Annotated in this window: 13 protein-coding genes and 1 tRNA gene; 5 read left to right on the forward strand and 9 right to left on the reverse strand. The window is 36.1% G+C overall.

Annotated features, from left to right (window positions below):
* Nucleotides 1-48 precede the first annotated feature (48 nt).
* From asnS to AC13DP_RS19075, 4 genes are all read left to right on the forward strand, one after another.
* Nucleotides 49-1491, forward strand: coding sequence for an asparagine--tRNA ligase (gene asnS / locus AC13DP_RS19060; RefSeq protein WP_272959444.1), 1443 nt, complete (start codon nt 49-51; stop codon nt 1489-1491).
* Between the two features lie 243 nt (nt 1492-1734).
* Complete coding sequence (locus AC13DP_RS19065) at nt 1735-2601, forward strand: RluA family pseudouridine synthase (RefSeq protein ID WP_013073899.1); 867 nt, start codon at nt 1735-1737, stop codon at nt 2599-2601.
* An 84-nt stretch (nt 2602-2685) separates the two neighbouring features.
* Nucleotides 2686-4158 carry an RNA polymerase factor sigma-54 gene (gene rpoN / locus AC13DP_RS19070; protein ID WP_347407808.1) on the forward strand — a complete coding sequence of 491 codons (1473 nt, stop codon included), beginning with the start codon at nt 2686-2688 and terminating at the stop codon, nt 4156-4158.
* Nucleotides 4158-4763 (forward strand): hypothetical protein, encoded by a 606-nt coding sequence (locus AC13DP_RS19075; RefSeq protein WP_483068289.1) that lies wholly within the window; start codon nt 4158-4160, stop codon nt 4761-4763. Before rpoN ends, AC13DP_RS19075 begins: the two co-directional genes overlap by 1 nt.
* On the opposite strand, the gene AC13DP_RS19080 is transcribed toward AC13DP_RS19075, so the two are convergent.
* From AC13DP_RS19080 to AC13DP_RS19120, 9 genes are all read right to left on the reverse strand, one after another.
* Nucleotides 4758-5471, reverse strand: a complete 714-nt coding sequence (locus AC13DP_RS19080) for a porin family protein (protein WP_483068290.1) — start codon at nt 5469-5471, stop codon at nt 4758-4760. The genes AC13DP_RS19075 and AC13DP_RS19080 overlap by 6 nt on opposite strands.
* A 187-nt stretch (nt 5472-5658) precedes the next feature.
* Nucleotides 5659-6141, reverse strand: coding sequence for an ExbD/TolR family protein (locus AC13DP_RS19085; RefSeq protein WP_013073903.1), 483 nt, complete (start codon nt 6139-6141; stop codon nt 5659-5661).
* A 42-nt stretch (nt 6142-6183) separates the two neighbouring features.
* Nucleotides 6184-6792, reverse strand: coding sequence for an ExbD/TolR family protein (locus AC13DP_RS19090; protein ID WP_013073904.1), 609 nt, complete (start codon nt 6790-6792; stop codon nt 6184-6186).
* 6 nt (nt 6793-6798) lie between these two features.
* Nucleotides 6799-7236, reverse strand: coding sequence for a hypothetical protein (locus AC13DP_RS19095; protein ID WP_347407806.1), 438 nt, complete (start codon nt 7234-7236; stop codon nt 6799-6801).
* A 22-nt stretch (nt 7237-7258) separates the two neighbouring features.
* Nucleotides 7259-8059: a MotA/TolQ/ExbB proton channel family protein gene (locus tag AC13DP_RS19100; protein ID WP_013073906.1), complete on the reverse strand. Its 801-nt coding sequence runs from the start codon at nt 8057-8059 to the stop codon at nt 7259-7261.
* A gap of 70 nt (nt 8060-8129) precedes the next feature.
* Nucleotides 8130-8217: transfer RNA gene (locus AC13DP_RS19105), tRNA-Ser, on the reverse strand.
* A gap of 70 nt (nt 8218-8287) precedes the next feature.
* On the reverse strand, nt 8288-9316 hold the full coding sequence (locus tag AC13DP_RS19110) for an asparaginase (protein WP_041579347.1): 1029 nt from the start codon (nt 9314-9316) through the stop codon (nt 8288-8290).
* On the reverse strand, nt 9300-10442 hold the full coding sequence (locus tag AC13DP_RS19115) for a lysophospholipid acyltransferase family protein (protein WP_272959386.1): 1143 nt from the start codon (nt 10440-10442) through the stop codon (nt 9300-9302). The genes AC13DP_RS19110 and AC13DP_RS19115 overlap by 17 nt, the downstream gene beginning before the upstream one ends.
* A 48-nt stretch (nt 10443-10490) precedes the next feature.
* Nucleotides 10491-11258: a TatD family hydrolase gene (locus tag AC13DP_RS19120; protein WP_347407805.1), complete on the reverse strand. Its 768-nt coding sequence runs from the start codon at nt 11256-11258 to the stop codon at nt 10491-10493.
* 54 nt (nt 11259-11312) lie between these two features.
* Between AC13DP_RS19120 and AC13DP_RS19125 the strand changes: the two genes are divergently transcribed.
* A complete protein-coding gene (locus tag AC13DP_RS19125) occupies nt 11313-11750 on the forward strand; it encodes a retropepsin-like aspartic protease (RefSeq protein WP_013073910.1) in 438 nt (145 codons plus the stop codon).
* Nucleotides 11751-11942 lie beyond the last annotated feature (192 nt).

Here is an 11942-nt window from a genome sequence, read left to right on the forward strand (position 1 = left end):
CCTTAAAGGGAAAATTTTATATTTGTTTCTTTTCTAAATCTAAAATAAATGATACAGGCTAAAGTTGCTGAAATACTAGAAAGTGACCAGTTTTTACAGGAATTTAAAGTTAGCGGATGGGTACGTTCGTTTAGAAGTAATCGCTTTATTGCGCTAAATGACGGATCGACCATTAATAACATTCAGTGTGTTATAGATTTTGAAAAATTTAATCCTGAAACATTAAAAAGAATTACCGTTGGTGCGGCCATTAGCGTAAAAGGTATTCTTAAAGAAAGTGAAGGAAAACAGCAACGCGTAGAAATTGATGTGAAAGAAGTAAGCATTCTTGGAGATGCGAATCCTGAAGAAGTGAAACTTACCATACTTTCCCCAAAGCGTCATAGTTTAGAAAAACTTCGAGAGCAGGCACATCTAAGAGTACGCACCAATACTTTTGGCGCTATCATGCGCGTTCGTTCAAAGCTATCTTTTGCAGTACATAGCTATTTTCAGCAAAATAATTTTTACTATGTGAATACCCCAATCATTACGGGTAGCGATGCTGAAGGAGCTGGAGAAATGTTTAAAGTGACCAACTTTGATCTTAAAAATCCACCCAAAAATGAGGATGGAAGCATAGATTACAAAAAAGATTTTTTTGGAAAAGAGACTAATCTTACGGTTTCTGGACAGTTAGAAGGAGAAACTTACGCTCTTGGCTTAGGCCAGATCTATACTTTTGGACCAACTTTTAGGGCTGAAAATTCGAATACCTCTCGTCACCTCGCTGAATTCTGGATGATTGAACCAGAGATCGCCTTTTGTGACCTGGACGGTAATATGGATCTTGCTGAAGATTTTATAAAATATGTGGTTAGCTATGTGCTTGAAAATTGCAAAGACGACCTTGAATTCTTAGAACAGCGCCTGGCCAATGAAGACAAGGCAAAACCTGCAGCCGAGCGAAGTGAAATGGGACTTATAGAGAAATTAAAGTTTGTTTTAGAAAACAACTTTAAACGTGTAAGTTATACCGAAGCTATAGATATTCTTAAAGACTCAAAACCGAATAAAAAGAAGAAATTCAAATATATTATTGAAGAATGGGGTGCAGACCTACAAAGTGAGCACGAACGTTATTTGGTAGAGAAGCATTTTAAATGCCCGGTAATTTTATTTGATTATCCCGCTAAAATCAAGGCATTTTACATGCGCTTAAATGAAGACGGCAAAACCGTTAGAGCTATGGATATCCTTTTCCCTGGAATTGGAGAAATCGTTGGTGGTTCTCAAAGAGAAGAGCGTTTAGATGTACTCAAAGAAAAGATGGCAGAATTAGGAATCGAGGAAAAAGAACTTTGGTGGTATTTAGACACCCGAAAATTTGGAACTTGTGTGCACAGTGGCTTTGGACTTGGTTTTGAACGTTTAGTACAATTTGTTACAGGAATGGGCAATATCAGAGATGTAATTCCTTTCCCAAGAACACCACAAAGTGCCGAATTTTAAAAACATTGTTTTTTTATATAAGATCAAACCTCACAGGCTTCAAAACCTGTGAGGTTTTTTCTTTAGAATACTATTGCTTATTTTACAGCATGAAAGAATCTAAATCATCCATCAAGACAATAAAAGCTTTTAATTTTATGTAAGTTATTGGTTTGATGGCTTCAGTATTTATTCTTTTAAGATTATCATTTTCACCGTTAATGCCGCTATACAAGGCTGGTATAATCCCATATCGTATAATCCTTGAAAATTAAAGAAATACATATTGTTCCACAGCTTTCGGAGAAAATTAGATTACAGGAATATGCTGCAAGCATATTTACATCGATCACTACCAGAAGTGCTGTTAAAAAAGCTATTAAAAAACAACAAATTTTAGTTGACGGCGAAATTGGACAAACCGGAGACTGGATTTTAGAGGGGCAGCAAATCGAATTGCTTCAGCCCCAAAAACAACAAAAAGTTTTCGAATTAAGACTTGAAGTTATTTACGAAGACGATCATATTGCCGTGATCAATAAACCTGCGGGGTATCCCACCAGTGGAAATTACCATAAAACCATAAAAAATGCTCTGCCTTTTAATCTACAAGCTTCAAAAGAAATAGACAAATTAGAAATTCCTCAACCGGCACATCGACTGGATAATCCAACAAGCGGGATTTTACTTTGTGCCAAAACAAACAAGGCTTTAATCGAATTAAACAGGCAATTTCAGGATAAAGAAATTCAAAAAACATATATAGCCATTGTTGAAGGATGCTTTCCAGAAGAACAACAAATATTTAATGACGAGATTGAAGAAAAACAAGCCACAACCGCAGTGAAACTTTTGGGAACAATAATGTTTAAAAGTGCCAAATTAAGCCTTTTAGAAGCAAAACCTTTAACCGGCAGAACGCATCAGATAAGAATACACCTGGCAAAAAACGGGTTCCCTATTTTAGGGGAAAATTTATACGGGTCTCCCGCTATACCCTTCAAAAAAGGTTTGTTTTTAACTTCAATCGCAGTGAATTTCAAACACCCAACAGGTTCTGCACAACAATATTTTAAGATTGATTTTCCGAAGAAATTCAAAAGGTTTACAGACAATCTTGAGCATAGTTAACAAAATTTTACCACAATCATCTACTATGCCAAACTGCAATGAGCGAACATTTCCGTATTTTTGTGAGTAAAGGAAAATATTTTTATGCTAAAACAGCAATTAAATTTTAAGTTATCACAAAAGCTATCTCCGCAGCAAATCCAGTTGATGAAGCTTATTCAATTGCCCACACAGGCTTTTGAACAGCGTATTAAGCAGGAAATCGAGGAAAATCCTGCTTTAGAAACCGGGAAGGATGAGCAGCGCGATGAATATGACTATGAGGATGAATATGATAACAGAGATTCTGAAGCTGAATTCGACGATAATAACGAGATCGATGCAGAAGATATTAATGTTGATGAATATTTAAGTGATGATGAAATACCCAGCTATCGCTTACAGGCCAATAACTATAGTGCGGATGACGAAGAGAAACAAGTTCCTTATGCTGCCGGAACTTCGTTCACCCAGCACCTTAGAAATCAGTTAAACACCTTTAGATTTGATGATACCGAATTTGAGATTGCTGAGTTTTTGGTAGGAAGTATTGATGAAAGCGGCTATATAAGGAGAAACATTCCTGACGTGGTCGATGACCTTGCCTTTACGCAAAATGTTTATACCGACGAACAAACTGTCGAAAAAGTCCTTAAAAAGGTTCAGGAATTAGATCCTGCAGGAGTTGGGGCACGTTCGCTTAAGGAATGTTTGCTAATTCAGCTAAAAAGAAAAGATCCCACCAGAGCAGTGACTTTGGCTTCAGATATCATAGAAGAATCTTTCGATCAGTTCAGTAAAAAACATTATACCAAACTGCTTTCGAAGCACGATATTTCTGAAGATGAACTTAGAGAAGCTATTGAAGTGATAAGTCACCTAAACCCAAAACCGGGTGGTGCTTATTCTGGAAATACTAGAATGGTAGAACATGTTATTCCAGACTTCACTATTAAAATTGTTGATGGGGATCTGGAGCTTAGCTTAAACGGAAGAAATGCTCCAGAGATGCATGTTTCCAGGGATTATAGCAATATGCTTAAAGGCTATAAAGAAAGTAAGAAAAAAACCAAGGAGCAGAAGGATGCCGTAATGTTTATTAAACAGAAGCTGGATGCGGCAAAGTGGTTTATTGAAGCCATAAAACAACGCCAGCAAACACTGATGGTTACCATGAGTTCAATTATGCATTATCAAAAAGAATATTTCTTGACGGGCGACGAGCGTAACCTTAGACCCATGATCTTAAAAGATATTGCTGATGAGATCGAAATGGATGTTTCAACCGTATCCAGAGTTGCCAATAGTAAATATGTGGATACTCCTTACGGCACCAAATTAATAAAAGAATTCTTCTCTGAATCCATGAAAAATGATCAGGGCGAAGACGTTTCTACCAGAGAAATAAAGAAAATCCTTGAAATGTCTATTGAAGAGGAAGATAAAAGAAGACCCCTAACAGATGAGAAACTTGCGAAAGTCTTAAAAGACAAAGGTTATCCTATCGCAAGAAGAACAGTAGCCAAATACAGAGAACAATTAGACATTCCAGTAGCACGCTTACGTAAAGAAATTTAATGAAAGGAATCCTTAAGCTGGCCTCATACGTTTTTCACCCTATTTGGATGCCATTTCTGGGGAGTTTATTATATTTTGAACTTACCCCAAGGTTTTTTCCTGAAGAGGTCATAAAAGCGAAATTATTAGCGATCTCGATTATTACTATTTTTATTCCGATCGTTTTCTTTTTTTTGCTAAAAAACCTGGGAAAGGTTACCAGTATGTCCCTATCCAAAGTAGAAGAGCGAAAATGGCCGCTTTTCTTTTTTGCCATACTTACACTAATGGTACTGAATCAAATTCTGGATCGTTATAACTATCCTGAAATTTACTTTTATTTTCTCGGCATTCTTGGAGCTGATATAATCGCTTATCTTTTTACTCTTTTTCGTATAAAAATAAGTTTACATATGATGGGACTGGCCGGTTTCACCATGTTTTTAATTGCATTTAGCCGCTATTTTCATATCAATTTAATATTGGCCACTTCAGGATTATTAATTGCCCTAGGATTAACCGCAAGCTCACGCTTATACTTTAAAGCGCATACTAACCTGGAATTACTTTTAGGCATTATAGCAGGTATTCTACCACAATTACTATTTTTCTATTACTGGTTATAAAATATAAAACATCAACCCAACCCGCAATGTAGAAACTCCAAAGGTCTCACCATCTACAGCGGCATTATCGAAAAATGGATTTAAGCTATAATAAATCTGAAAATTAAAAGTACTATATCCAAAAGTAAAACTAGTACCTAATCTAAAGCGTTCTAATTCTGGCACTTCACTTTGCTTAACCACATTAGCATTCTGCCTAAAAACCGATCTAAAATGATAAATATAGCCTAGTTTTAGGCCCGCATAAATTCGCCAGAATTTGTAGGAGGAAAAAGTAGAAGTTCTCCATCGAAACTGGATAGGCGCTTCTACCAAAAAAGTGCTAAAGCGATTAGAATCATAATCGATATTATCTTGACTAAGATTCCTAAAAATAGTTTCTCCACTTTCATTTTCTCCTATAAAGAGATTTTGGCCAAAACTATCGAAAGCCAGTCCTAACCCCACACCTATACCTACATTTCTATTCTTATTAAAGGGAATATCACGAATAAACCCACCACTCAATCCGGCAGAAAAGCCGTTTTGATCCATAAATTGCGGTCGATCGGTAATAAAATTAAAAGTTAATCCAAAATAAAATTGATCTTCTCGATAACTGCTATCGATAACAGTAGGAATACTGTCTGCAAAAGCAGGGTTGGTTTCCTGCGCTTTGGCCTTACTACCTATGATCAAAATTAGAATTATAAGATACCAGTATCTCATGCTAAGGATAAAATTAAATTAAAACTAAACTACCTAAGGGAAAGCCTATATCGCATTTATTTGAAAATTACTTTTCATTTTGAAGTAGGCTTCAGAGCGTTTATTTAGAATTATAAAGTAAATATAAAAAAACATCCCATCCTGAAATTAGGATGGGATGTTTTTAAATAATTTCTAAACTACACTACTAATCGTTTGCTTTTGTAGCATCACCTTGTACGGTAGTATAGTTAATTTTAAGCGCTTCAGCCTTCCTTAGTTCTTGTTTAATATCTGAAACAAGCCCCATATTGGTTTCTTTATCCACCTTTAAAGCTGTAGTTAAATAAGGTATAAGCTCCTCTCTTTTACTATCTCTTTCAGAATAAATAAAAGATTGCACTTCGCTAACATCCGCAAACTTATCGTTCAATTGGATTCTTGCTTCAGTACCATATTTGTTTTGATATCTCTGGCTTGGTTTACCTGCGTATATATACATCACCAAATCCTTCTTATCAAGCTTTTCAACCTGATCTGCCGTTGGTAATGAATTCTGTACCATTAAGGTTGTTTCACGCATCGTTGTCGCTACCATAAAGAAAAACAGTAACATAAATACAATATCAGGTAACGACGCGGTGCTAATCGCAGGCAACTCTCCAGACTTTTTCTTTTTAAATTTAGACATAATAAATGTTCTATTAATTTATTTTAAAAAGGCTGTTAACCTCTATTTAGGCTCGGCTTCTGAAAGCTTTTGAGGAATCATATCTTTTATAGACTCGATTTTTTCCTTTAAAGATTCCTTTCTTGCGTCACCTGTTTTAGGATCGTTATACTCCGCTTCAAGTTCCACGAAAGTCGAACCATATAAACGTTTAGCTTCACGATTTCTTAATTCATTATAGGCAGCCACTAATTCGTTTTGTACTGCTATATATGTACCATATTCCGTACCTCGGTTATTTACTAAAGAAATTACCGCTTTTTGAGGATTTACCGATAAATCTGGATCTCCAGTTCCTTGGCAAAAGCTACAAGCTTCGCTTCCGCTTCCTCCGCCATTATCAAGAAAATCAAAAGCAGCCTTTCTAAGATCTTTCAGTTCCATTTCCTCTCCCTCTACCAACAAATCGTTGTTAGCATTCACAACTACTTCAAATACGTTACGCATTTTAAGTGTAGGCGGGTCAACTTCTTCAGGCTGCCATGGCGGAAGCTTTCTACTTATCCCCTTATCTGTCTCGATGGTAGTAGTTACCAGGAAGAAGATAAGAAGTAAGAAAGCGATGTCTGCCATAGATCCCGCATTTACTTCTGGTGATGATCTTCTAGCCATAGGTTCTTAACTTATTAATTTTTTAACTCCGGAAAATACCATTGCTAATATTGCCAGTGCAGCAAGAATATAGAAGCAAACTAAACCAGCTCCTACCCAATGTACTGTACCTGCAGATATAATATCTCCCTCTCTAGTGGTTACTTGTGTACCTGTTGTTACCAAATATGATACCAAAACAACTACAGCGAAAGAAACTATTCCAATTATTGTATTTTTAATGTTACCACGGAACAATCCTGCAATAACAAAGATCGCGACAAGTGCAATAACAACCGCTAGTACTAGATATGAAATCCACATCATTGGTTCCAGCACGCTGCTCTGAACATCTGCCGATGCCTCGATTGCATTGTCACCAGCAGCCAGGATTCTTCCTAAGAAGATAAGCCCTAGCACACCTATAACCAATGCAACATATTTTAAAATTTTATGTAAAGTCATAACTTTTATTAGTCAGGTCTTATTATACTCTCTTTTTGTTTTTGTAATCTACAAGCATATCGATTAAAAGAATAGAAGCATCTTCCATATCATTTACGATACTATCGATCTTAGCGATAATGTAATTGTAGAAAATCTGAAGGATAATTGCAACAATAAGTCCAAATACCGTAGTAAGAAGTGCAACTTTAATACCTCCAGCAACAAGAGACGGTTGCATATCACCGGCAGCTTCGATTCTATCAAAAGCTTCGATCATACCAATTACCGTACCCATAAACCCAAGCATAGGCGCAAGAGCGATAAATAAAGATACCCAAGAAACATTTTTTTCTAATTGTCCCATTTGCACACCACCGTAAGCCACTACTGCTTTCTCTGCAGATTCGATGCTTTCGTCAGCACGGTCAAGACCTTGATAATAGATAGAAGCTACAGGTCCTCTTGTATTTCTACATACTTCCTTAGCAGCCTCAATACCTCCGCTGTTTAAAGCTTCTTCTACGTTACGAGCTAATTTTTTCGTGTTTGTAGTGGCAAGGTTTAAATAGATAATTCTCTCAATGGCAATTGCCAAACCAAGAATAAGACATAAAAGTACGATACCCATAAATCCGGCACCACCTTCTATAAAACGTTTTTTTAATTCCTGATGAAAACCAAGTTCTTCGTCTGCATCAGCCGCCGCCGTAGCGCTTTCATCCTCCTGAACGAAAGTTGCTATCGTACCTGGCAATGTGTTTACCATGTTTGCCGCCTTAAGATTACCGGCACCTAACACCATAATCGCAGCGATTACCAAAATAGAAAATAATCTTTTCATTACTGTTTGTCTTAATTTAATTAGTTAAAGGGTTAAAGATATAAAAATAATTTTTTAATAAAAACACAAGCAGAGAGGAAGGGATTCGAACCCTCGATACGCTTTTGGCGTATACACACTTTCCAGGCGTGCGCCTTCGACCACTCGGCCACCTCTCTAGTTTAATGTTTAAAACGGTGCGCCAAATAACAAAAAAAAATGATCTCCGTCAAGTATGATTCGTTAATTTTACGACATTTCACCTCTCAACGAGGTTTCATATATAGTTTTAAAGACTTTATGTGTTAATTTTTTATCTAATAAATACATTAATTTCGCTACTGCAGCTTCGGTGGTGATATCTTTTCCAGATACAACACCTATTTTTTTCATAGCTACACTGGTTTCGTAATTTCCCATAGCGACGCTCCCACCGGCACACTGAGTAACATTTACTACCTTAAGGCCAGCGCTTATTTTTTCTTCCAACAAAGCTAAAAACCAGGCTTGTGTTGGCGCATTACCACTCCCATAAGTCTCTAAAATCAATCCTTTTAGATTTTTAAGACTTAAAATATGTGTTACTACCTCTTGGGTTATACCGGGAAACATCTTTAAAATTACAACATCTGTATTAAAACGAGAATGCAATTTTAACGGCTGTTTTCTACTTTGTTTCCAAAGACTTTTAGTATTTATAGATAAATGTACACCAGATTCTGCTAACGGAGGATAATTTAGCGAGGCAAATGCCTGAAAATGCTCCGCATTTATTTTAGTAGTCCTATTAGCCCGATATAATTTATATTCAAAATACAAACCTACTTCAGCAATCACAGGTTTCCCGTTTTTTTGTAAACCTGCAATTTGTATGCTGGTGATTAAATTTTCTTTGGCATCGGTTCTAAGGTCTCCTATAGGCAATTGGGAACCGGTAAAAATAACCGGCTTACTTAAGTTCTCAAACATAAAACTTAGTGCAGAAGCAGTATAAGACATCGTATCACTACCATGCAATACTACAAAACCATCGTAAGTTTCATAACGCTCATAAATAATCGATGCTATTTTTCGCCACTCTTCCGGATTCATATCTGAAGAGTCTATGGGATGCTCAAAACTAAGGGTTTCGATCTCATGCTCCAGGATATTTAATTCTGGAATATTTTGCAGAAGATCATCAAAATTAAAGGGTTTTAAAGCACCAGTATCATAATCTTTGATCATACCAATAGTACCACCCGTATATAACAAAAGAATCTTAGTCTTCTTTATCATATAATCCTTCTCTGTTAATTACAGGATTTGCATACATTAAAAGATAACTGTTTAGCTCGAGAGAATTTTTAAAATCCACACGGCGTTTAAGTCGTCTTTCAAAACGTCTTTTCTCCTTAAAAGTATATTTTGAGGCATAACGATCTGTATTATTTAGCAAATCATGAGCGATATAATTTGATGGCCAGAGTTTATAATTTTTATGAATCTCCTGATCTACTTTGCTGGCAATTACCTTTAGCTGCTCATTCACCGATCCAAAATCCTGACCGATTTCAGCAAACAAACTGGCATCCATTAAATCTCCGGCACTCACATGAATCCTGCCTTTAATACCTAAAATCCCCTGAATAATGGATTTAAAATCCTCATCGGGAGCTTTTACGTATTTTTCTTTCATTCTTTTCGAAAGAATTTCAGGCATTTTTAAAACATCCGTAGGATCAAACTCATACGATATCGAAATAGGCACAATCTTAAGTTTTCCAAAATACTCGGTAAGACTAAGATCGTCTTTTCCCATCCCAATCATCTTTAAAACACCTTGCTGCGTATAATCACTGCCATCTTTAGTTCTTCCTTCGCGCTGTGCCATCCATACAGAACGTTTATCTTCTAGAAGCATCTTCCTTATAAACGTTGATAATTCTATAGAACTCTTTAGCATTTCACGTGGACTCAGCTTTCTGCGCACCAGGAAATTCCTATTAAGCTTCGATAGTGCCATCAAAAAAGTTTTCTGCACTAAATTATCGCCTATCGCAGAAGCAGTCATGACGAGGTTGTGATTATACAAAGTGTAATTTAGCAAAGAAGTATCCAAAATAATATCACGGTGCGTAGATAAAAAGAAATAGGACTCCCCAGGTTTCAGTTTATCAAAACCACTATCGGTCACTCCATCGGTACTTTTCTCTATAATTTTCCCAACAGAATGATAGATTATTTTTGTTTGAAAATCGCGAATACTCTTACAGCTAAGAACAATATCCTTTATTTCTTCAGAAGTTTTTTCTGGAAACGTAAAATGAAGGAGCGCCTTCATCATTGGATGCTTGATGTAATGCTGAAGGGATTCCTGAACCTCCTTTTCGTTATAAAATCTTATCTCTTCAAAGTCTTGCACGTGTCTGGCTTATTATAGCAAATGAACAAAAAATTAACTAATTTCAGTTTAAATACCGAATATATCTTTTGAATTCTGCGTTGTGATTTTAGCAATTTCCTCTATAGGCTCATCATAAATTTCCGCTAATTTTTCAGCAATTTTCGTAAGATAAGAGGATTCATTTCTTTTCCCTCTAAATGGCGTTGGAGCAAGATAAGGTGCATCGGTCTCTAAAACGATATGTTTTAAAGGAATTTCATCTAAAAACTTATCGATCTTGCCATTTTTAAATGTCACTACACCACCTATACCCAACTTAAGATTATAAGAGAGTGCTCTTTTAGCATCTGCTAAAGTACCTGTAAAACAGTGAAAAATCCCGAATAGATCATCGCCCTTCTCCTCTTCTAATATTTCAAAAACCTCCTCAAAAGCTTCACGGCAATGAATGACGATAGGTAATTTATATTTTTTAGCCAGCCTAATTTGATATTTAAAAGCTTCTTGCTGAATTTTAAGTGTACTCTTATCCCAGTACAAATCGATGCCAATTTCTCCTACCGCAATAAAACCTCGTTCCTGAAATTGATTTTCGATGAATTGAAGCTCTTTTTTATAATTCTCTTGTACATGTGTAGGATGCAATCCCATCATTAAGTATACATGATCCGGAAATGATTTTTCTAGATCATACATGCTCTTGGCATAAGTAGAATCGATTGCCGGAATAAAAAAGCGTTTAACCTTAGCATCTATTGCTCTTTGAATCATCTCTTCGCGATCTTCATCAAAAGATTCGCTATATAAATGTGTATGTGTATCTGTTAGTACCATATCTGCAAAAATAATTTATTTTGAAAACCTATCTTTGCTTTAAAACGGAAAAGAATGGCGAGTTTCAAGAAAATCCTGAAAGAAAAAGGATATAAAAGCATTAAATTTAAGTTTACCAAAACCAATCACCTGGAGATTAAGGCGAAAATCAACAATATTGAAGGTAATTTTATTTTGGATACCGGGGCTTCCAGTACCTGTGTAGGAATAGATAGCATATCATATTTTGATCTTTTGCCTGAAGACAGCGATATTAAAGCAGCTGGTGCAGGCGCCTCTAATATGCTCACCCAGATCTCGCAAAAAAACAGAATAGAAATCAGCGGCTGGAAAAAGAAAAAAGCAGACCTGGTTTTATTCGACCTTCGCCATGTGAACGAAGCGCTCTTGCAACACGATGCAGAGAAGGTTCACGGCATCATTGGGGCTGATATTCTAAAAAAAGGAAAGGCAATCATAGATTATAAATCGAAAAATTTATTTCTTAAATAGGGTATTTATCCCCTTTTGTATCTATTCAATTAAACATAGATTTGACCCCATCAATGTTAGATTTTATGTTTTTCCAAAAAAAGGATCATTTAAAAACGCATCCTGCAGCCTATATACTTATAGTTGCTGTGGTAGGCATTATATTTTTAAACATCCTGAATTTGGTTTATTCTTAACCCATTTTTACCCAAC

The sequence above is a fragment of the Zunongwangia sp. L-65 genome, assembly GCF_056859415.1.